This window comes from Streptomyces sp. AC550_RSS872 (assembly GCF_019049285.1).
Lineage (GTDB): Bacteria > Actinomycetota > Actinomycetes > Streptomycetales > Streptomycetaceae > Streptomyces.
Genome location: NZ_JAGMUL010000219.1, coordinates 15,639 through 37,201 on the forward strand (window position 1 = coordinate 15,639; position 21,563 = coordinate 37,201).

The window sequence follows — 21,563 nt, forward strand, 5'->3', positions numbered from 1 at the left end:
TTGCGCAGCCATCGGCGCAGGTGGTCGTAGTCGTAGCCCTTGTCCGCGTGCAGCTTGGCGGGGCGTCGTCTGCGCGGGCCGCGGCGGGAGCGGATCGGCGGGATGCCGCGCACGAGCGGTTCGAGTGCCTGGCTGTCGTGCACGTTCGCGCCGGAGATCCCGATCGAGAGGGGTAAACCGGTCCGCTCGGTGATCAAGTGGATCTTCGAGCCCTTCTTGCCCCGGTCGACAGGATTCGGACCTGTCAGCTCCCCCCTTTCAGGGCCCGCATGTTCACCGAGTCGATCGCGCAGCGAGACCAGTCCAGGTCTCCGCGCGAACCCAGCTCGTCGAGGATCAGGCGGTGCAGCTTCGCCCAGACCGGGCGGCACTCCACTCGGTAAAGCGCCGGTGCGCGGTCGGCCCTGAGGGGCCGAAGACTGGCGGCAACTGCCGCCAGGTACAGCCTGTCGTGGCCACGAAGATGATCGCGGCCAACACCTCGCGATCTCCGTATCGCCGCCGACCGCCGCCCTGCGGCCGCGATGGTGCAGGTGGGACCACCCGCTGGAACAGCTACCACAACTCGTCCGGGACCATGCGCTCGACCATCATCACACGGTGCAGACTACCCAGCGCTCCAAATGAGACGACGTCTAAGTGCGGTGTTTCGGCCGATCCGCAGCATGTCGCCGGCCATGATGTGATCGATCCGGAGCCGACTCCTGAGGGCCCCGAAGGATTGCTTCGCGGATCGTCTCGCCGCGGCCACCCAGCGCAGCGCCCCTGTACTCCTCGGGCCAGCCACCCACACCGGCTGCTCGGCTTCTGCGCCGCCTGGCGGACGTGTTGTCGGCGACGGGATGTACGGTCCTCACGCCGGCGCAAGGTCGCTGTGTCGATATAACGACCCTGTTCGATCTATGCACGTACAGCCTTGGCTACGTACGAGGAGTCGCGTTGGTGCGGGAAACGTGGCGCTCCGAGCACCGGGCGTGAGACCGGCACACACACGCATTCGCCGCTCCCGGTTCGCACCGCGCTGGCCGCTGCGGCGGAGGCCAGCGGGCCGTTGCCGGAGCTGGTGATCGGGGATCACGGTTGGGTCTGCCGGGCAGGTCACCTGGGGTTTGAGGCCATTGGGCTGGCCGATACGAATGGCCCCGCGCTCTTTGTGCGGGAGGCCGAGGGGCTCGTGTCCGTCGTCGTTCCACTTGATGACACCGTGCGGTCTGATTACTACCGGCCGCTTACCCGCTACGTACTCAATCGAGCGTGTCTGTCACAGTAGGCCGCCGATGGGTGCACCTCTTCCCCACTCGCATCAACGGCCCCTAGCCTGGGGAGAGTTGACGCAAGGAACCGCAGGTCGAGGGCGCACTCATCTCACGCGGCGGCTCTGCGCTCAGCGCAGTGATGGCCAGTAGTTCGCTCGAAGATCAGGAAGTCCGTGGAAACGAAAGGTGCCGCTCTACGTCAGGGGTGTAGTGGGTTACATCAAAAGCCGTGCGCATCGCAGATAACCTGCGGAAACACGCTGATGTGCGGCCAGTGTGAACTCACTGCACACGCAGAGCGGCAAAACCACCCGCTGAAACATGCCGGCGACCGTTGTGGACCGGCAACACAGGTACGCCCGGCCGTCGGGGACTTGGCGGTACACGACGGCCGGGCGTCAACGGAAGGACACGTATGCCCCTCACGGCCGTTGTGGCCCTATCACTAGTCAGCCTGGCAGGAATGACGGCCTACCGCAACGAGCGGCTGGGCTCGGCGGTCCTCGTCGGATGCGGCGTACTCGCAGCGTTCTACCTGTTGGTCGGCGCGCAGGAGGCCAAGCGGGAGGCGACTCAGGCTCCCTCGGCGCCGACTGTATCGGTTACGACATCGGGCCCCTTTGGAGGTGATCCATCTCGTAGCGACGACCGGCCCTGGTCGCTGCCGTCCGGCACCTGAGCAGCTTCGCGCGGCGTCGGCGGCTAAGCCAGCACGCTTCCCGCCGGCGCAGGTGCGACCGCCCCTGTTCGTCGACGCCCCTGCGGTCGTGGCTGACCGCCTCTCCACCAAGACATAGCTACGTGGGCACCAGACGCCCTCTGCTAGTGTCGCATCAGACAACGTTCGCCCTGTTGTGACCACCTGGGGAACCGTCCCGAGTGGAAGGTCGCGGTGCCTGCCCTCTGGCGCCCGGGACATGCCCCACGAGATGATCACCGTGTGGCGAATGTGATCTTCTTCGACCTGGACGGCACCCTGGTCGATCATCGAAGCGCGGTCTTCGAAACGATCGGCCAGATCGTCCAGGCCGCGCCGAACGCGACGGCTCCACCGGAGGAGCTGGCGGCGTTGTGGTGGATGCTGGAGGCGCGCCACATGCGGGAATACCTGGCCGGTCAGTGCTCCTTCGCTGAGCACCATCGACGCAGGCTCCGTTCCTTCCTGCCGATGCTCGGCGAGCCGGTTCCGACAAGTTCCGACCTTCTGGACGCCTGGATCGCCGAGCGTTACCTCACCGTGTTCGAGGAGTCCTGGCAGTGCTATCCCGATGTCCATCCATGCCTGGAGGCTCTGAAACGGCTGCCCCGAGGACCGCGTCTGGCTGTTCTCACCAACGGAGACCCCGAGCAGCAGCGCGCCAAGCTCGCCCGTTTCGGCCTCCTCGAATACTTCGAAGCCGTCCTGACCCCGACCGAGCTCGGTGCGGCCAAGCCCGTCGCCTACGCCATCGCCTGCCGGCGGATGCGTACGGACCCCGCGCAGGCGGTCAACGTGGGCGACATGCTGGAAAGCGACGTAAACGCAGCCGCCCGTGCCGGGCTCACCGGCATCTGGCTGGACCGCGGCATCGACTTCGTCACCGGTAAACCATCGTCCACGACAGTCGAGGCAGTGCTCCGCATCGAACAGCTCACCGACCTTCCCGACCACCTGTCACACACGAACGCCTGACGGCCCGGAGTAGTCACAGTGACTCGTTTCCTTGGTGATCGCCGGTTCGGTGTCGGCCCGTCAAGCTGAGCAAGTGGCAGAACAAGTACGGGTTCGTGAGATCGATGACGACGAGGGCCGGCGGCTGCTGCAGATCATCCGCAGGGGCACTGGCTCGGTGGTGACATGGCGGCGCGCGCAGATGGTGCTGTTGTCCGCGCAGGGCATGCCCGTAGCGAAGATCGCTGAGGTGACGTTCACCAGCCCGGACCGGGTCCGCGATGTCATCCACGACTTCAACGCCGACGGCTTCGAGGCGCTCTACCCGAAGTACAAGGGCGGGCGACCCAGGACCTTCACCCTGCCCGAGCGGCGCGAGATCAAGAAGATCGCCAAGTCCAAGCCGGCCGAGCACGGCCTGCCCTCCTCAACCTGGAGCCTGGCCAAACTGGCCGACTTCCTGGTCGCCGAGGGGGTGGTCGACGACATCAGCCACGAGGGCCTTCGGATCCTGCTCCGCGAGGAGGGCGTCTCCTTTCAACGCGTGAAGACCTGGAAGGCCTCCCGAGACCCCGGCTACGCCACCAAGAAGGCCCGGGTTGAGCACCTCTACGCGATCGCCGACGGCGAGGTCATACCCGAGCCCGGAGAGCCCGAAGTCATCTTCTGCCTGGACGAGTTTGGCCCGCTCAACCTCCAGCCCCACCCGGGACGGCAGTGGGCCGAACGCGGCGGCAAGCACAAAGACCCAGAACGGGAGCCCCGGCCCCGGCGCCGCGCGACCTACACCCGACCCCACGGCGTTCGGCATCTGTTCGCCGCCTACGACCTGGGCAAAGACCGGCTCTACGGCCACATCAAGAAGACCAAGAACCGCTCCAAGTTCCTGGAGTTCTGCCGCTACCTACGCAGCCTCCACTCGGCCGACGTGCGTACCGCCATCGTCTGCGACAACTACTCACCGCATCTGACCACCAAGCGCTGCCGCCGGGTCGCGGACTGGGCCAAAGCCAACAACGTCGAGATCGCCTACACCCCGACCAACAGCTCCTGACTCAACCGCATCGAGGCCCAGTTCACCGCCCTTCGCTACTTCACCCTCGACGGCACCGATCACGCCAGCCACAAGGAACAGGGCAGCATGATCCGCCGCTACATCATCTGGCGAAACAAGCACGCCCAGGACCAGCGCCTACGCGAGGTCGTCAACAGGGCGAACGTTGCCTGATGCGGCACTAGATGTACCGGTACACGGTGTCGCTGAACAGCACCCTGCGGGCCAAGGCGATCGTCTATGGATGCGAGATCTGCGCGAACACCGCGATCGGCCACCAGAGCCTGGTCCGCAGTCACGCCAGGATCGGGGACGACTGCGTGCTCGGCCACTTTGAAAGGAAGGCGCAGATCTTGGGCAAGGTCGAGGCGGCCCGGTCGACCGGATCGCCGCGCTGCCCGTCCTGGGCAGCGGCCACCTCCCGACGCAAAGTGCCAACTCAGCAGCGCATCAACAATGGCGGATGCCAAGGTCATTCCGTTCGACGACGACCGGTCCCACGGGAATGCCGTACAGCGGCCGCTGCGGCGCCGGGGCGCGGGGAGCCGACGCAAGACCACGGAGCCCGCGCTGGTCGGCGAGGTCCAGCCGCTGCCCGGCAGGGCGCGCACGCAGGATGATGTTCCCGTGACGCATGAGGAATAGCCGCTCCGGCGGCCGCAGGACGACGGCGGTCTGGAGCGGCGCGTCTCGCGCGGAGTTGACCGACCAGGTCCTGATGTCCCTGCTGCGGCCGGTGTACGAGAAGTACTTCCGGGTCGAGGTGAAGGGCTTCGAGAACATCCCGTGGCCCTCGGACACGTCGCGCGTCATGCCCGACAAAGTGCGGCGGATCTCGCCGAGGGCCTCGTGATCGAGGTGGCCGCCGCGGCGGCCGCGCTCCATCAGACGGCGCGCCTCGCTCAGTCGTCACGCAAGGCACTGACTGAGTAGTCCAAGTCGTCCGGAACCTCGTGCTTAGGATCGACGGCGCCTGGTCTCGGGGGCGGGGATCGTTAAAGGAGAGTGTGCGATTTGCCCCCAGAAGAAGGGAGCGGTGGTGCTTGTGGCCCGCTTCCGTATCAGTGCGCCCAGGGGTGCGTGACCCCGGTCACGTTGGCCGGGCAAATCGGACACCATCTTTGTGCACGCGTTCACAAAAACGCGGCGTCTCACGGGCGCGGGGAGCCGACGCAAGACCACGGAACCCACGCTGATCGGCGAGGTCCAGCCCCTGCCCAGCAGGGCGCGCGCAGGATGATGTTCCCGTGACGCATGAGGAACACAGCGCGAAGTACAGGCTTGGGGAACATCGGTACAGCGGTTGGCGCTGAGATTGATCATGGTCGTGGATCCCCGGGGCCGAGTAGGAACGGACCAGGAAACCGGTGTTGCTGTCAGAAGTTTTGACTGGCTGGCCGTGATCGGGCCGCTGAGCTCTCAGGCGGGAGTGAGTTCGTCGAGCGGGAGTTCCTGGCGGTGACCGTCGTCAAGTTCGACGACGGCGGCCTGTTCATTGACGGTGACGATCTCGCCCTGGCGTGCCCAGTCGGCCGTGATGCGGGACGCCTTCTCCAGCTGCGGCAGCGTGGAGAGCCGGTCCTTGTTCGTGAGCCGCTTCGCGGTGCTGATCAGCTTCGTCGCCATCAGCACCGTGAACAGCTCCAGCGCGTCGTCGATGGCCTTGGCCTCCAGGTGCCGCATCACCGCCGTCAGCATCGCGGTCCGCTTCGGCTCGCTCGCCCGCTGAAGGCTCGTCGCCTTCGACCCCAGGCCGTAACGGGCCAGCGCCGCGAGCCGGTTCGGCGGGAGCTTGTCCAGCTTCACCCGCCCCAACCGGTACACGGCGATCTCGTCCACCCGCTCCAGCGCCCGCTTCATCGCCGTGCCCGTGGTCTTCGTCGGCGGCCGGCGGAAGGTCTCCAGGTACGAGTACCGCCTGCCCTCCGGCGTCTCCAGCAGCGCCACCAGGCCGGCACAGGCAAGACCACCGCTATCACCCAACTCGGCCGCAACCACGAACTCCTGGTCCGCCAACGGCTCGGCCCGGCCGCCGAAGGCCGTCTGCCGGTCGTCTACGTGACCGTCCCGCCAGGGGCCACACCGAAGATGCTCGCCATCGAGTTCGCCCGGTTCCTTCCTGGGCCTGCCCATCGCCCGCGGCGAGACCCAGACCTCCATCACCAATGCTGTCTGCGACCTGCTGATCCGGATGCGCGTCGAACTTGCCCTGGTCGACGAGATCCACAACCTCAACCTCGCCACCCGTGCCGGAGCCGAAGCATCCGACCAGCTCAAATACCTATCCGAACGGATCCCGGCCACCTTCGTCCTCGCCGGCATCGACGTCGCGGGCAGCGGCCTGTTCAACGGCATCCGGGGACAGCAGATCGCCGGCCGCTACACGGTCACCGAAACCGAACCGTTCGCCCACGGCACCGTCGCACAGCGACAGGACTGGGGGAGCCTGATCGCCTCGCTGGAAGACACCCTGCAACTGCACCGGCACAAGCCCGGAAGCCTCGTCAAACTCGACCGCTACCTACACGAACGCGCTGACGGCGCGATCGGCAGCCTCTCCCAGCTCATCCGCGGCGCCGCGAGCGAAGCGATCATCAGCGGCAGCGAGGCCACCACCCGCAAGACCCTGGAGGCCATCGAAGTCGACCAGGCTGCCGAAGCCGCACGAACCGAACGCCGCAAGACCCGCAGGCCCACCGCGCCGCAGAAGGCCGGATGCCGATGCGGCATGACCAACTCAGGCCACTACCAGTGTCCTTGGGACCCGTTCAGGGCGAGATGCTCGGCTCCTACTTGCACCGATTGGCCATCGTGAACAACCGTCCCGCACTCGCCGAGCTCATCGCACCCTTGCCACCAGAGTTCTCGCCGCTCAGCAACACCACGGCCCGATGGACGGCACGGTCCCCTCATGCCCTGGCCGTCCTCACCGGCCGCCCGCCGGAACAGCTCGCCAAGGCTCTCCCGGCTCTCGCGGACTTCCTCAACCTGGCTCCCGGTGAGCGTCGCGTCGGCATCATCGGCCGCCGCTGCCGGTCCTGCATGGCCCGACGCATCCGGAAGCACCGATGGTGATCACACTCAACCCCGTTCACCAATGGGTTGTTCCCGCCACCGGGCGTGGACACGGACCACCCATGATCTTCCTCTGTCACGGCTGCCGGAAGCCCTCCGGGCACAGCATCGACTCGATCGTCTCGCCCGTCGCCACCCGCCCCCGAGCATGGCGAAGGCTCTCGACACCGCCCACAAGATCGTCGACGAATGGGCACTACACAGCACCCCGATCAACGTCTGGGACGAGTGGGCCCGACGGCTCGGCCACATCGCCGCAGAACCGGTCAGCCGGGCAGTCCCGACTTCCGATCAACGCCGCCTGGCGGCCTTCCCTGAAACCGTCGTGCTGGCAGAGCTCGTCCTCGATCCGCCTGAACACAGCATCGAGCGGAAGGACCTCTACCTGGCAACGACCGCAGAGCTCAGCCGTCGGCTCTCACGGAACTACACCGCGCTGGGCGTCCAGGACCCTCTCTTCCAGCACCTCTGCAACCCCCAAATCAGCTTCCGCGAAAGCCAACTCAACTGAGAACAACACGACGTCGCCTTCCCCTGCGATCTGGCAACATTGCAGGTCAGGGCTTCGCCACCTGCCAGATCGAATGCGACAGGACAGAGGTAAGCCGTGAACGAGGTGTTGGCCGCGTCAGCGGGCCAGGAGGACGACGTCGACCCGGACCGGGCAGCCCGGGGCAGGCCGGTGAGGTTCAAGGACGGTGTGCCGGTGTATGTCAGCGGCCAGGCACTGGCGTTCCTGCGGACGAAAGCCCAGCTGAGCCGGGTGCGGCGCAAGCCCTCCGCGAACCAGCGGCCGGTCGCGTACGTCTACGCCCACTGGTACGGGACCCGGATCGCTCTGTGGGACCCGGAGCAGTCGGTGAAGATGCGGCCTCTGTCGGCTCTGCAGCGCCGGCAGATGCAGCAGCGGCGTACCTGCACCGACTGCGGCGAGGTGTTCCCGGTACCGGTGTGGGGGATGTGCGGCGTGTGCGAGGACCGGGCGGCACGGCGCCGGGCCGATCTGCGGCGCCGGACGTGCCAGGACTGCGGCACCGTCTTCCGGACCCCGGCACCGGCCAGGAGCTACGGCGACGGAATGTGCCTGGCGTGCGACGAACGCCTCGAGCGAGGGCGGCAGGTGGCGCGGTCGCTGATGGAGCGTGCCTGCCGGCGGTGCCTGGTGCAGCTGTACCCGCGCGCTGTGTGGGCGGCGATGAGCGAGCGCGAGCAGGCGATGGCCGACCGGCACTGCACCCCGTGCGACCAGGAGATCGAGCAGGAGCGCGCGGAGGCGCAGCGTCGGGCGGACCGTGCCCGGTGGGACGACCTCGGGCCGGTCATCGCGTGGGCGCAGAAGATCCTCGCCGACCCGGACGCGTACGCGGTCCTGGACACCGAGACGACCGGCCTGACCGCGACGTCACGGATCGTGGAGATCGCCGTCACCACGGTGTCCGGGACGGTGCTGCTCGACACGCTGCTCAACCCCGGCGGCGAGCCGATCCCGGCGGAGGCCACGGCGATTCACGGCATCACCGACGCCATGGTCGAAGACGCGCCCACCTTCTCCGAGATCCTCCCCCGCCTCACCGAGGCCCTCGCCGGGCGCCGGATCGTGATCTACAACCGGGACTACGACACCGGCCGACTGCTGTGGGAGCTCCACCTTCACCACCAAACCCTGGGCACGGTCGACTTCACCAAGCACCCCCGCTATGGCGGCCACCGGCACGCGGCCGCGCAGGCTTGGCTGGACGCGCAGGAGTGGGAGGAGTGCGCGATGGAGCAGTACGCCGCCTTCTACGGCGACTGGCACGACTACTTCGGCAGCTACACCTGGCAGAAGCTGCGCGGCGGGCACCGGGCCTTGGACGATACCCGTGCCGTGATCCGGCGGCTGGAGGAGATGGCCGCCTACCCCAACCCCTTCGTCCACACGGAGGCTGCCGCAGCGTGACAACGACAGGTCACGCTCGGTTTCCAGGCCCTAGGGTGATCTCCTGCCCGTCCCTCTGCCGCTGGAGGAGCGCATGAAACCCATCGAACTGGCCCCGACGGCCACGCAGTTACCGGAGGTGTCGTGACTCAGGCTGACCAGTGGGAGCAGCAGAGCCCGAAGACGGGTTCCGGCGAACTGGGGCTGCGGGTCCGAGCCTGGTATCGGAACGTGGTCTGCCCGAACTGTGGTGCGGCCGTCGGCCGCGCCTGCCGCACCGCGGCCGGCAACTCCACCGATCACCACCGTGCGCGCCGTGATGCCGCAGGACCGCTCCCCTATCAGCAGTGGAGGGAGGAAGGAGTGATCCCGCCGCAGCTCCCGGCGATCCTCAAGGAGAGCTACGCGGCGCGCCTGCAGTTCAACATCGACCAGCCTCTCGGTGACACCGTGGCGATCGTCCGCCACGTAATGGCGGACCAGCTCGGCTTGAGCCTCGCCGACGAGTCCACCCTTGACCGGCTCGATGACGCGGCCCGTGCTCTGGTTCTCGCCCGCGGGCCCGTAGGAAGCGCTGACTTGGTGACGGTCCTGACGATCCTGGTAGCCAGACTCGCCCGCGACATCGCCGGACCGTACGACCCGGACAAGGTGTTCACTGGTCTGATTCGTGAACAGGTCGACCGTGCACGCCAACTGCAGAAGGCCCGGCAGGGCGTTTCCGAGTAGGCCCCCGGTTCAGCGCTACGACGACGCTCCGCCCGCCGCGCCCCAGCCTCCGAGGAAGTCGGACAGGGCGCGGCGTTGCTGTTCCTCACGAACAATCTGTTTGGCGAGGACGTCGCGGTCGATGTACGGATCGACGGCGGCGAGCACCAGGCGCTGGAGTTCCTCTGGCTCGAGGGCTTCGACCTCCCACTGCACGGGGTGGTCGATGTCGAAGCCGTAGCGGCGGGCAAAGGCCGGCCATCTCGGGTCGCGGCGTTTTCCCTCGGTCGCGGGGAGCTCGTACTCGTTGATGACTGGTCGTAGGTGAGCAGTACGCGCCGCACCCGGCTCCAGCAGCGTGTGCGCGCCACCCAGTCGCGTTCAACGTCCTCACCCGAGCAGTCGAAGTCCCCGACCATTCTCCGGGGCGCCGCGAGCGTGCGGTTCAAGTTCACGCAGCTCAGAAGCGGTTGGCACGACCATAGCGGGTGCAACACCTGTGGTGCACGGAGGCGCGGGGCGCTTCACTCGGACGGTGATCGTCCTTCGCTGAGGCGGTCGCGGATGGCCTGCCGCTCGGCTCTCGCCTACTCCTCCCGGCCTCGGTGCCCAGGTCGGTGCCGCTCGCCCCAAGCCTGTGCGGCGCCGAGGTTGTCGGCGGTTCCCGGACGCGGCCGGTGGGGCCACGGTGGTGAGGGCGCCGATAGGTCAGATGTCGAGGTAGGGGGCGATGGTGGCGGCTGTCGTCGCGGACTGCAGGTAGTTTGTCGCGTGGTGGAAGCGGAAGAGGGGGCTGATCACGGTGGTGTGGTCCAGGGCGATCCCGTCGAAGTGCCGGCCGAGTTGGGGTGGGACGGCCACGGGGTCGCCGGGGTCCGCGATGTTCACCCAGCGGGTCTTCCCTGGCAGGCGATCACCTTGTAGCGCGGGGCCGGTGAGCCGGGGCGCGGGGATGAGGCGTTCGTAGACCGCGCGGGGCAACGCCAGAGGCGAGCCCAGGGTGAGGAAGAGATCGGGCTGGAGTTCCGGGTGGGCGTGCAGGGCCTCGTAGGCGACGACAGAGCCGAGCGAGTGGGCGATGACGATACGCGGTTGGTGCCTGGCTATACGGGCGGCGACCTCCTCGCGCACCGCTGTGCGTTCGGGGGCGTGCTCGGTCCGTAGGTACGCGGCAACCTCGGGGAACAGCATCCGCAAGAATACACGTAGCGGTCCCTCAGCCAGGTCGAACCTGCGTGCCACCCAGGATGACAGCGCCCGCAGCGGCACCGTGGCGTGGCCCTGCGACACCTCGTCCGGGACTCCCAGGGCCTGCGCCCACGCGACGAGCATCTGTTGGGCGAGCGAGTCGCCGAGGAAGTCTTGGTTCTGTGCTCCCTGGGCTGTGGGGGCAGTGAGGAGTTTGTCCGCGTAGTACGCGAAGTCGAGGTCGATTCGGTCCGGGGGGGTGTCGAGGCCCTCAGTGAGTTGCCGTCCCCACGCTGCCGCCTTCAGCGCGCGGAGCTCCTCCAGGCGGGTGCCAAAGATGTCGGCGCCGAAGTTGTTGCCTACGCCGTGGACGGCGACGATTCGTAGTGGCGGTGGGGTGCCTGGGGACGTCAAGAAAGCTTGCCTTTCAGGGGAGCGAGGCTGAGGACCGCGACCTCGTCGCCGAAGCCGACGATGACGTCGGCGTCGGGGGTGACGGCTACGGCCAGTACGGCGGCGGGGCAGTGGAATGTGGTTCGAAGGGCGCCGGTAGTCAGGTCCCACACACGCACCAACTTGTCAATGCCGCCCGTGATGGCGTGGGGGCGGCCCCCCAGCTCGAACACCGCCACCGCAAACACTCCCTCGGTGCCGGGCAGGATCCGTGCCTGAAGGCCAGTGGTCAGGTCCCACACCTGCGCTAACGCCACAACACTGCAGATAATGGCATGGGGACGCCCCGCCAGCTCGAACACGGCCATCGCCGACACCCTGCCGGTGCCGGGCAGGACCCGCACCTGAGTGCCCGTGGTCAGGTCGCACAGAGATGCCGACCCGTATGGGTCGGCGATGAGGACGTGCGGGCGGCCCTCCAGTTCGAACACCGCCACCGCCTCGGTGGGGCCGGGCAGCTCACGAATCGGGGTTCCGGTCGTCAGGTCCCACAGTTGTACCGGCTCGGAGAAGCCCCCCGCGACGGCGTGGGGGCGCCCCCGCAACTCCACCACCGCCATAGCATTCGCCATTATGGTGTCGGTTAGCGCACGAATCTGGGTGCCGGTGGCCAGGTTCCACACCCGCACCATCCCACTGATGCCAGCGGTGACGAGATGCGGACACCCCCACAACTCCTCCACCGCCACCACCTTCACACCCTGGATGCCGGGCAGGACTCGAACCAGGCCGCCAGTCGTCACGTCCCACACCCGGACCGCCCCCTGATCATCGGCGACGACGGCATGAGAGCGGCCCTCCAGTTCCACCGCCGTCATCCCCCACACCTTGCCGGTGGGGGCGGTCAGCTCACCTGTCAAAGCGCCAATGGTCGGGTCCCACACCCGCAATGAACCGTCCATGCAGCCGCTCACCACATCAGGACGACCGTCCAACTCCACCGCCACCAAGACTTCCACCCACGCGGTATGGCCGGTCAGCACACAGGTAGAGGCGTTGGTGGTCAGGTCCCACACCCGGACCGACCCGTCCTCACCGCCGGTCACCACATGAGGACGACCGTCCAGCTCCACCGCCACCAACGCCGCCACCCTGCCGGTGTCTGGCAGTACACAGGTCTGGATACCGCCAGTCAGATCCCACACCCGCACCGACTCATCGAAGCCGCTGGTGATGGCATGGGGACGACCGTCCAACTCCACCGCCACCACCGCTCGCAGCGAGCGGTCGCCGGGCAGCAGGTAGGGCTGGGTGCCCCTGGTCAGATCCCACACCCATGCCGGACTGGAGTATCCGCCACCGATCACATGCGGTCGGCCATCCAACTCCACCGCTGCCAACGCATGCAGCGAGGCCTTGATCTCCGACTCACCGGTGCGGAGGTTGCGCTTCAACTTACCGATCGAGGTTCGGTCGATGAACTCACCGGTCGGGAGGCTGGTGGCCGGGTCCCACACCCGCGCCGACCCGTCCTCACTGCCGGTCACCACAAGAGGACGGCCTTCCAACTCCACCACCGCCAACGCCACCACCCCGCCGACGCCGGGCAGCACACCGGTCTGGGTTCCGGTGGCCAGATCCCACACCCGCACCGACCCGTCACCGCCGCTGCCGGTGACGGCGTGGGGGCGGCCGTCCAGTTGCACCGTCGCCACCGCCACTACCCGGCCGGTATGGCCGATCAGTTCGCGGGTCTGGATGCCGGTGGTCAGATCCCACACCCGCACCGACCCGCCGTCGCCACCAGTGACCGCATGCGGGCGCCTTCCCAACTCCACTACCGCCATGGCCAATACCCCGCGGGAGCGGCTGGTAAGGGTCCGGACCAAGGCCGCGGAGACCTGACTGCCCGTCGTCCAGCGCACGTGCCAGTCCGTATCGCCCGGCAGTTGGGCCTGCAGCAGCGGGTTACGAAAACGGGCTCCGTCCAGGGCCAGGATCTGGCGCCGCGCCGCGGGCGGCAGCGTGTGATGGACGTCCCAGGACGATCGGTACACCGCGGCATTGATCCTGGCCTGCTCGGAGCGGGCGTACTGGAGGGCGTCGGGGAGGGTGTGTGGGTCGGCGTGCTGGAGGTAGCCGCCGTCTTGGAGGAGTTCGTCCAGGCGCCCGGCGTTGACAGCGTGCTGAGCGGCGTGCCGCAGCATATAGGGGACGGCCAGATGCCACTGTGCGCGGCCCTCGGTGTCTCGGGGCAGGCACTCCAGGAGCCGCTCGTACAAGCGCTCTGCCGGATTGCGCGGGGGCGCATCCGTCGCAGGGACGATCGGGCCGGGCGGTGGGTTCTCCAGGTTGACCAGCCAGTCGGCGAGGCCTTCGTGGAAGAGCCGGTAGAGGGTGGTGCCGTCGTCGTCGACGTCGCGGCGCAGGTAGAAGCGGGCTTCGCCGTCGAGGAGCGCGTACAGGTCCGGCAGGGGCAGGGGGTGGGCGCTGCTGGAGGGAGGGGTGAAGGCTGCGGCGGCGTGGGCGAGGAGGCTTTCGGGTATGCCCCGTCCCTGCGCGAAGGCGAGGGCGGTCAGCACGGGGCGCAGCAGCGGCTGCGCGGTATGGCGTTGCAGGTCGAGTTCGAGGACTTTGGGCAGGCTGCGGGGCACGGCTCGGCCCTGCCGTGCTGCCTCTTGTGGAGTGCTGGGGGCCGGGGTCTGGAGGAGGTAGTGCGCGTACAGTCCCGCGGTCAGGAACTCGCCCCACTGGAGGGGGTCCTGGGCCGGTCCGCCGTTTTGGCCCTGTTCGGTGAGCGTTTCGGCGATGGCTTCCGCCAGGGCGTCCCGGAGGGGCCGCTGGGTGGCGCCGGCGTAGGGGCCGTCAGGTGCAAGCACCCGTTTGAGGTAGGAGGTCACGTCCCGGCGGACGCTGTCGGGGGCAATGGTGCTCAGGTCCGTGCAGCCACCGGCATCCCGGGCCAGCGCCAGGAGGGCGTGGAAGCGTTCGTCATCGCGGGTGCCGACCAGCAGCCGCAGCGGGCTCCCCGGCCGCTGGGCCTGCCGGGCGAGCGGGAGGAGGAGCTCCGTGGTGATGTCCCGGGGCTGCAGGGCTTCGTCGAGGGCGTCGATGACCACGGTGACCGGCCGTCCGTCGTCGGGCAGCAGGCCCATCAGGTAGTCCCCCGGTTTCTCGGTGGTCTCCGTGCGGGTGTCGCCAGGATCGGGTCGGCCGCCCGGGTCGTGGATGTGGCGCAGTTGGCGTGCGAGGGAGGTGACGACATCGCTCAGGGACAGGCGGCGGGCGTGGAGCACCGCGATCCGGTCGTTCTTCCCCGGGGCGGCATCGTCCAGGCGCGTCCACAGGGACTCGGTGGGTTGGCGCAGCGCCGGGTGCGCCGCGCAGACCAGGACGCCCAGCAGCGCTGACTTGCCCGCGCCGGGCTTGCCCGTGACTACCCGCACCCCCGGCCCGGCCCTCTCCTCATCGAGCCAGCGGGCCAGGGTGTCCAACTGCGCTGTACGGCCGCTGAAGTAGCCCGGTGCCCAGTGGCGGTCCACCGGTTCGGCGCCGCTGGCGCGCTGTATGAAGTGCTGCGGGTCTCCGGCCCAGTCCGCCAGCCGGGCGATCTCCGGTGGCAGGCCCGCGAGCCGGCCGAACAGGCCTTTGCCTGGTGCATAGGAGGGATTGGGGAAGAACGGCAGCTGGGACAGGTCCTCATGCGCGGGAACGCGGCTGGTCTGGATCTTCTGTTCCAAGCCGTCGGCCTGCTCGGCCAGTTCCTTCACAGCGCGTTCGACGTCCCGCCAAACGGTGGGCGGCGGGATGTACCGGACGGAGGGGTCGAACCGGGACCCCCGGTCGAGGTACTTCTCCAGAACCTGTACGAGGGCCTTGCTCAGCCGGTAGTCGAACGCCCTCTCGTTGGGTCCGGTCGCCGCAAGCACCCAGGCCCGGCGCTGGCCCACCTCCATCCGGGCATGCCAGGCGGTCACCGCGGCCTCTCCCGCGTTGCAGACGTCCAAGACGAACAGCGTCAGAGGCCGATGCCGCTTCGGGTGATCCTCAATCAGATCGATCCACCCGCCCACCGGCCGGCTCAGGCGCTCTCCGTCGCTGTCCAGGACGTACAGCTTCTCGCTGCGGTCCTCGGCCAGTTCGCCGTGCCCGACGATGTGCACGATCAGCACGTCGACGTCCTCGGCCACCACGGCCGCTTCGACCACGCCCCCATAGTCGGCAGGTCCGTCCGGCACCGCAGCCTGGTACGGCGTGTACCGAAACTTCGTCAGGACCTCTGCGACCTTGCCGGCATGGGCGGGAGCTTCCTCCAGAACATCCAAACCATCCGTCGGCGAGTTACCGTCCTCGGTACGCGTCAAGGCGATCCCTAAGGACAGCACCGCGTGCCGCCGCAACTCACTCACGTCTTCCATAGGCTCCCCGTGCGCTGGCAACTTCCGCATCTGCCGTTGCCCTGTCCTCCACCTACGTGATCAATGGCTCGGGATCGACGATAGACATCATCGAGCCGTCCCGGTGACCACATCATCAAGAACGGGAGGCAGACGATCACCCCCCTACGTCAACCCCTGAAGGACTTCGGGACACGACGGCTTGGCGAGAAGCATGCGGCTTGCATCGGTCACGATGCCGATGCCGCCATCACAGGAAAAGTCCGGGTGCCTGGCTACTGACCTTTTCGGGTTGCCTTCGGGTGGTGACGTTGGGTGATTGCTGCGGTATGCCGGTGTTATGCGGTACGCGGATGGTGGGGGCCTGACTGCTGAGCGGCGGGCTGCGCGTGAAGGGATCCGGCTGGAGGCCGGGCGGAGGTCCGCTCGAGGTGACAGGAATACGGTCATCGCCAAGGACCTGCGGGTGAGCGAGCGTTCGGTGGAGCAATGGCGCCGCAACTGGCGTGAAGGCGGCATGGAGGATCTGAAGTCGAAGGGACCCGCGAAACTGCCGAAGCTGTCGGACGAGCGGTTCGCCGTGCTGGAAAAGGAGCTGGCCAAAGGCCCGGCCGCGCATGGCTGGGAAGACCAGCGGTGGACTCTGGAACGTGTCAGAACGCTGATCGGCCGCCAGTTCGAGGTCAGTTGCTCGATCGCGGGAGTGTGGCGGCTCCTGCACCGCCACGGCTGGTCCTGGCAGAGCCCGGCCCGCCGTGCGCTGGAACGTGACGAGCACGCGGTCGAGCTCTGGAAGAAGGACGTGTGGCCGCAGGTGGAAACACCGCGGCGGCGCTCGGGGCATGGATCGTCTTCGAGGACGAGGCCGGATTCGCGATGACACAGCCACGCGCCCGCACCTGGGGCCGGCGCGGACAGACTCCCGTGGCGAGAGTGAGGGGCCGGTCCCGGCGGCGGATCTCGGTCGCCGCGATGTGCTGCTACCGGCCCGGCGAGAGGCCCCGGATGATCTACCGGCCCCGTTTCCACTCCTTGCTGAAGGGTGCACGCAAGAGCTTCGCCTGGCAGGACTACCGCGACCTCCTGGTCCGCGCGCACGTGCAGCTCGGCGCCCCGATCACCGTCGTCTGGGACAATCTCAACACCCATCGCACCGCTGGCCTGCGTGACTACGCCGCAGACCACGACTGGCTCACGATCGTCCAGCTCCCCTCCTACAGCCAGCCCGGACTTGAACCCGGTGGAAGGAGTCTGGTCCCTGTTACGGCGAGGCCCGATGGCCAACACCGCATTCACCGACCCTGACCACCTCACCCGCACCCTCCGCCGCGGCCTCGCTCACATCCAGCGCCACCCGGAACTCACCGACGACTGCCTCACCGAAACCGGCCTGACCCTCAACCCCGGCACCCGAAGCTAAACCGACAAGGTCAGTAACCGGCGCCGGGCCCTCATGACGCTCCCCCGTCAGCGATCGGACGAGCGGCCCACCCTGGCAGGGGCTGTTTGCGGGCGCGGTAGGCGCGGGCGAGGGCGTCTCGCGCGTGCTCGGCACCGCCCTTCGTGATCTGGTAGAAGCGGCGGCGTGGGCGGCCGGCTTCTTCGTGAACGGCGGGGTCTTCCCAAGTGCTGTCCACCCAGCCGACTTGTTCCAGGCGGGCGAGGATCGGATAGATCGTGCCCGACGGCAGTCCCGCCAGTTCGCACAGCTCGAGGCCGTAGCGTTCTTTGGCGGGGTCTTCCAGCAAGGCCCGCAGTACCAGTTGGGTCTGCAGGGTCATTCGCGGACTACCCATACTCGTACTCTACATAGCCTATATACGGGCTGTCTAGAGTTAATGCAGCGGTCTCACCCAGGACGCAGCATGGCTGGCCAAGCCCACCGCAACGACACATCAAGGTTGGACGTCCGGCACACTGGATCTGCAGCACAACAGGTCACGGACCCGCTCTCACCGCAACTGGGCGTACTGGGCGACCCACGTGGCTCGGCGAATTACGTCCCCTCGGGCCCCTACTCGACTCTTCACACCAGACTGCTGGTTGATGGCGAAGTTGACACTGCTGTAGGAGCGCCCCGTTGCGGCAACGATCCTGGCCACGGCTGAGGTGAGCCGCCGTTGGGGAAAGACGCGATCAGTTCCTTCGCCTGGGTGACGAGCTGTTCGTAACGCTGCCGGGTGACGTTCCCGATCCGGTCGGCAACGTCGGTCATGATGACCACCGCCCTCGCCCCGGTCCGGCCCGGCCACCACGACGTGACCGATCAAAAGGGGCGCCAGCCCCCGGTCACTACCACCGTGACGCGCGCGCGACACGCCGGGACAGAGCGTGAACCGGGGGCGCTCGAAGCGCTCAGGAATCACCCCCAACTGCCCTGCAAAACGAGGGGTGTTCGAGGTGTTAGCGAGACGTTCGGCTATGGCGTTTCCGTAACGCCGTCAGCGACGATCGCCGCTGACGGCAGGCCCGCACCCGGCAAAGGTCCGAGCAGTACACCGCGGCCCTCGACCGTTCCACCCCCACCGTCCACGACTGCCCGCAGACCGGGCACTCCGCCCGCTCTCCCCGCTGCATCGCAGCCACCCGTTGCCGAGTCTGCTGGAGCCTTCGCCACCGCCGCGACCTGCACCGACCCGAGCAGAACACCGCCTCCGCCGCCATCATCTGCGGCATCGGATCACCACACTCCCGGCAGTACCGCCGAGCCGTCCCGCCAGCCCCCACAACCCAGATCATCCAGGCGAACGCACCTCACGGCCAGGGATCAAAAACACCTACTGATGCTGCGGGGAGCTACCCGGGTGGCCGGCACACCGGGTCCGGCGACGAGTCCGGGAGATAGGCTGCGCGTTCTTCCGCCGTGAGGTTGCGGCCGACGGCCCGGCAGATCTTGCGCTGTGAATCGGTTGGGCCGTGCAGTCGCACATCCCACAACTGCACGTTCTTTCCGGCGGCGATGGCCACAGTGTGCCCGTCTGGACTGAACGCAATCGAGTGCACCGCCGCCCCCGTGGGGTTGGTGAGAGTGGCGCGCGTCCGGCCGGTGGCGGTATCCCACAGCCGCACTGTGGCACCGCCATCGCCTCCAGTGGCAAGGGTGCGCCCGTCGGGGCTGAAGACCGCCGAGCCCACTACAGTTCCACGGCCTGCCAGGTGAGGGGTGACGGGTGAGCCAGCCCGTGACCCGCCTGACGGTCGGCGGCGGGGGTGGCGCCTGCGGCGGTGCGGCGCGCAGGGTGGCAATGTAGGCGCGGACCATCTGGTAGGTGACGGGCGCGTTCTCGGCGGTCAATTCGCGATGCAGGCGGGTGACGTTCGTGCATCCCGCGGCGAACCGCCGTTCCAGATGAGGCTTGTAGGGGTCGAGACGACTTGGCCGGAGACGGATTTCCCGGAGGGTGTCCTGCCAGGTGGCAGCACGTGCGTAGCGCAGCACGGTGTTGAGCCCCCAGCCCAGATGCCGGGCGATTGCCCTGCGGGAGTGGCCCTGGGCGAGCAGCTCGTGGACCAGGGCGTGCGCGGCCTTCTTGCGCTGGGCCCGCCGGCCATCAACGTCCGGTCCGCCGCGCACCGAGTCGTCGGGCGACGCCGCGACGTCCTTTCGTATTAGCGCTGTTGGTCCGTTCAGGCATTCGCGGTGGGCTGCGACGCAGGTTTCCACGGCTCGGCCGACGCCCTGCCACAGGTGGAACCGGTCGGCGACCTGGATCGCGGCGGGAGCGCCGAGTCGCGCGCCCTCGGTATAGGCACCCGCCCGGTCCCGGCAGATGATCTCCACACCCGGATGGGTGGCCAGCCACGCGGCCAGCGGCCCGGAGTCGCGCGATGGAAGCACGTCCACCACACGATGGGTCTCTCCGCAGGTCAAGACGGTGGAGTAGGTCTGCCCCCGGCGGGTGGCGAAGTCGTCCACACCCAGCACACGCGGCGTGCTGAGCTGCGGGTCAGGCAACGCCATGACCCTACGCAGAAGGGTCATCCGTCCCACCTGGAAACCCAGTTGGGCAGTCAGCCGGGCGCCGGCCCGTCCGGCGAGTGCGAGCCCGACACGCTCCAGGACGCGGCCCAGCCGCGTGGTGAAGCGCGCGTACGGGGCGGTCAACTGAGCGAACGACTCGGCAAACGTACGACGCGGGCAGTCGTCCGTGCTGCAGATGAAGCGCCGGACCGTCAGATGGATCATGACGCTTTGTTCAGCGAGCGGCAGATCCTTCAGTCTGCGCTGGTAGGAGTCGTGCACTCGGTCCGAGAAGCGGCCGCAGTCCGGACATGCTGCCCTGGCTGCCCGGCCTCTCGCCGTGACGTCGACCGTGCCGAAGGCGGCGGTCACCGCTTCGACCTCCACGCCGTCGATTCCGTCGAACACGAGCGAGTCCCAGAACGTTGCGTCGGCCTGCATGACCAGCACCGTCACCGCTCGTTGCGGTCACCGGAGAGGTCAAGCACAGACCTGACGGAGCGTCACTCTCTGCTGCAAGGCGGGGAGGCGTACGCGGTCTCGCGCGGATCCGGGTTCTTGCAATCGAACGCCGCAGTGACGCTCCGCGACCGGTCCCCAAGATCTGTGCCAGAACCGAGAAATGACGTCACTCAGTAGCTGATCGCTTGATCGTTCACTCGGCAGCCTGCCGTCCTTGAGCGTGTGAGCGAGGATGGCGTGTGAGGGGTGATGCGGCCAGTGGCGCTGCTGTGGGCATTGATTCGGAACCGGGACATTGGCACCCTGATTCGGATGATCAAGCGAATCGTGGTGGTGGGGGCTGCCGGGTCCGGCAAGACCACGTTGGCCAGGGGCCTCGGGGAGGTTCTGGAGGCACCGGTCACAGACCTGGACCTGCTGTTCTGGGGGCCGGCTTGGAGTCGTGTCGACCTCAGCGCGTTCCGTGAGCGGACGCAGAAGGTGCTTGCCAACGAGCGTTGGATCATCGCAGGCAGCTACTTCAGGCAGGTTGCCGATCTGGTGTGGGCTCAAGCCGACACCGTTGTGTGGCTTGACCTGCCGCGACGAGTCTCCTTCTCACGAGTTCTCAGAAGGACAGTCCGGCAGTTCGTGCGACGCGAGGATGTCTTTCCCGGCTGCCGACAATCGCTGCGGGCGGCCTGGCGCGACCGGCTATTCCACTCAGCCTGGCGCGAACCTGAGAAGTACCGCTCGGTGATTCCGGAGTTGCTGGACCGGCCTGAGTACGGCCACGTGCGCTTGGTCCATCTGCAGAGCAGAAAGGCCGTGGCCGCTTGGTGGGCCGGCTGTGTCGAGCGTGGGGGAAGCGTGCGGGAGGAGTCAGACGGCAGCAGTTACTGAGATTCCGGGCGTGATGTCGTGCGGCTGCATGGATCCTGAACTGCGGTTGGTTCGGTCGTTCGACGACACGACGCAGAGATCATCAGTAGAGGAGCGGGAGTAGGGGCTCGCGGCCAGTGATGGCGTCCCCGGGTTGTCATGGTTTGCCCCCCCCGGGGCCGTCGGTCAGGTGGCGGTGGCTTGCTGGGCCTGGGCTTTGGTGTGGGCGAGGCGGTAGGACTCGGTGCCGGTTTGGATGATCGCGCCGTTGAAGGTGAGGCGGTCGACGATGGCCGCGCAGAGCCGGGGGTCGGTGAAGGTCTTCGTCCAACCGCTGAAGGATTCGTTGGAGGCGATGGCGACGCTGTTTTTCTCCTCGCGTTCGGTCAGCACCTGGAACAGCAACTCAGCGCCCCTCCGGTCCAGCTCCATGTAGCCGAGTTCGTCGATGCAGAGCAGGTCGACGCGTCCGTAGCGGGCGATCGTCTTGGACAGTTGCTTCTCGTCGGCGGCCTCGACCAGCTCGTTGACGAGCTTGGTGGCTAGCTGTATTGACCCGCAGGGTTGTTCACGCGGGTGATGGGTGGGTGGCCGCCGAGTGCGGTGTGGCAGCGGTGGTGGTTGTAGGTGTGCAGGAAG

15 protein-coding genes and 7 pseudogenes are annotated in these 21,563 nt (G+C 67.7%); 13 read left to right on the forward strand and 9 right to left on the reverse strand.

What is annotated here, in order from left to right; translation table 11 throughout:
* Nucleotides 1-555, reverse strand: a pseudogene (locus tag KUM44_RS44800) (IS5 family transposase); the annotation flags it as partial.
* A gap of 252 nt (nt 556-807) precedes the next feature.
* Between KUM44_RS44800 and KUM44_RS47910 the strand changes: the two are divergent.
* The 5 genes and pseudogenes from KUM44_RS47910 to KUM44_RS46640 all read left to right on the forward strand — a co-directional run.
* Nucleotides 808-978, forward strand: a complete 171-nt coding sequence (locus KUM44_RS47910) for a phosphatase (RefSeq protein WP_374202138.1) — start codon at nt 808-810, stop codon at nt 976-978.
* On the forward strand, nt 917-1,270 hold the full coding sequence (locus KUM44_RS47915) for a phosphatase (protein WP_374202137.1): 354 nt from the start codon (nt 917-919) through the stop codon (nt 1,268-1,270). Before KUM44_RS47910 ends, KUM44_RS47915 begins: the two co-directional genes overlap by 62 nt.
* Before the next feature lie 926 nt (nt 1,271-2,196).
* Nucleotides 2,197-2,928: an HAD family hydrolase gene (locus tag KUM44_RS44810; protein WP_217215672.1), complete on the forward strand. Its 732-nt coding sequence runs from the start codon at nt 2,197-2,199 to the stop codon at nt 2,926-2,928.
* A 73-nt stretch (nt 2,929-3,001) separates the two neighbouring features.
* Nucleotides 3,002-4,135: pseudogene (locus KUM44_RS44815) on the forward strand (IS630 family transposase).
* 282 nt (nt 4,136-4,417) lie between these two features.
* Nucleotides 4,418-4,748 (forward strand): annotated as a pseudogene (locus KUM44_RS46640) (glycerol acyltransferase); the annotation flags it as partial.
* Nucleotides 4,749-5,431: 683 nt separating this feature from the next.
* Here the strand turns inward: KUM44_RS46640 and KUM44_RS47920 are convergent.
* Nucleotides 5,432-5,911 (reverse strand): annotated as a pseudogene (locus KUM44_RS47920) (Tn3 family transposase); the annotation flags it as partial.
* A gap of 229 nt (nt 5,912-6,140) precedes the next feature.
* Here KUM44_RS47920 and KUM44_RS44830 point away from each other — a divergent pair.
* The 5 genes from KUM44_RS44830 to KUM44_RS44850 all read left to right on the forward strand — a co-directional run bounded on the left by KUM44_RS44830 (nt 6,141) and on the right by KUM44_RS44850 (nt 9,683).
* Entirely contained in the window at nt 6,141-6,776 is a 636-nt protein-coding gene (locus tag KUM44_RS44830; protein ID WP_254391037.1) for a hypothetical protein, read from the forward strand.
* The gene (locus tag KUM44_RS44835; protein WP_217215678.1) at nt 6,740-7,036 is read left to right on the forward strand and encodes a hypothetical protein; all 297 of its coding nucleotides are present in this window, start codon (nt 6,740-6,742) and stop codon (nt 7,034-7,036) included. The genes KUM44_RS44830 and KUM44_RS44835 overlap by 37 nt, the downstream gene beginning before the upstream one ends.
* A gap of 148 nt (nt 7,037-7,184) precedes the next feature.
* Entirely contained in the window at nt 7,185-7,547 is a 363-nt protein-coding gene (locus KUM44_RS44840; protein ID WP_217215680.1) for a hypothetical protein, read from the forward strand.
* Between the two features lie 96 nt (nt 7,548-7,643).
* On the forward strand, nt 7,644-8,975 hold the full coding sequence (locus KUM44_RS47455; RefSeq protein WP_217215682.1) for a 3'-5' exonuclease: 1,332 nt from the start codon (nt 7,644-7,646) through the stop codon (nt 8,973-8,975).
* 123 nt (nt 8,976-9,098) lie between these two features.
* Nucleotides 9,099-9,683 carry a hypothetical protein gene (locus KUM44_RS44850; protein WP_217215683.1) on the forward strand — a complete coding sequence of 195 codons (585 nt, stop codon included), beginning with the start codon at nt 9,099-9,101 and terminating at the stop codon, nt 9,681-9,683.
* A 15-nt stretch (nt 9,684-9,698) separates the two neighbouring features.
* On the opposite strand, the gene KUM44_RS46655 is transcribed toward KUM44_RS44850, so the two are convergent.
* The 3 genes from KUM44_RS46655 to KUM44_RS44865 form a co-directional block, all read right to left on the reverse strand.
* Nucleotides 9,699-9,878 carry a hypothetical protein gene (locus KUM44_RS46655; RefSeq protein ID WP_254391031.1) on the reverse strand — a complete coding sequence of 60 codons (180 nt, stop codon included), beginning with the start codon at nt 9,876-9,878 and terminating at the stop codon, nt 9,699-9,701.
* Nucleotides 9,879-10,370: 492 nt separating this feature from the next.
* Nucleotides 10,371-11,264, reverse strand: coding sequence for a serine peptidase (locus tag KUM44_RS44860; protein WP_217215685.1), 894 nt, complete (start codon nt 11,262-11,264; stop codon nt 10,371-10,373).
* On the reverse strand, nt 11,261-15,481 hold the full coding sequence (locus KUM44_RS44865; protein ID WP_217215687.1) for an AAA family ATPase: 4,221 nt from the start codon (nt 15,479-15,481) through the stop codon (nt 11,261-11,263). Before KUM44_RS44865 ends, KUM44_RS44860 begins: the two co-directional genes overlap by 4 nt.
* A 499-nt stretch (nt 15,482-15,980) precedes the next feature.
* Between KUM44_RS44865 and KUM44_RS44870 the strand changes: the two genes are divergently transcribed.
* Nucleotides 15,981-16,520, forward strand: coding sequence for a winged helix-turn-helix domain-containing protein (locus KUM44_RS44870; protein ID WP_217215689.1), 540 nt, complete (start codon nt 15,981-15,983; stop codon nt 16,518-16,520).
* A pseudogene (locus tag KUM44_RS44875) lies at nt 16,517-17,060 on the forward strand (transposase). The gene KUM44_RS44870 and the pseudogene KUM44_RS44875 overlap by 4 nt, the downstream one beginning before the upstream one ends.
* Before the next feature lie 31 nt (nt 17,061-17,091).
* Here KUM44_RS44875 and KUM44_RS44880 read toward each other — a convergent pair.
* From KUM44_RS44880 to KUM44_RS46660, 3 genes and pseudogenes are all read right to left on the reverse strand, one after another.
* Nucleotides 17,092-17,421 carry a PadR family transcriptional regulator gene (locus tag KUM44_RS44880; protein WP_217215691.1) on the reverse strand — a complete coding sequence of 110 codons (330 nt, stop codon included), beginning with the start codon at nt 17,419-17,421 and terminating at the stop codon, nt 17,092-17,094.
* 1,015 nt (nt 17,422-18,436) lie between these two features.
* Complete coding sequence (locus tag KUM44_RS44885; RefSeq protein ID WP_308402872.1) at nt 18,437-18,775, reverse strand: hypothetical protein; 339 nt, start codon at nt 18,773-18,775, stop codon at nt 18,437-18,439.
* A 493-nt stretch (nt 18,776-19,268) separates the two neighbouring features.
* Nucleotides 19,269-20,042: pseudogene (locus KUM44_RS46660) on the reverse strand (ISL3 family transposase); the annotation flags it as partial.
* A gap of 333 nt (nt 20,043-20,375) precedes the next feature.
* Between KUM44_RS46660 and KUM44_RS44895 the strand changes: the two are divergent.
* The gene (locus KUM44_RS44895) at nt 20,376-20,945 is read left to right on the forward strand and encodes a hypothetical protein (protein ID WP_217215693.1); all 570 of its coding nucleotides are present in this window, start codon (nt 20,376-20,378) and stop codon (nt 20,943-20,945) included.
* Nucleotides 20,946-21,110: 165 nt separating this feature from the next.
* Here KUM44_RS44895 and KUM44_RS44900 read toward each other — a convergent pair.
* Nucleotides 21,111-21,470 (reverse strand): annotated as a pseudogene (locus KUM44_RS44900) (ATP-binding protein); the annotation flags it as partial.
* Nucleotides 21,471-21,563 lie beyond the last annotated feature (93 nt).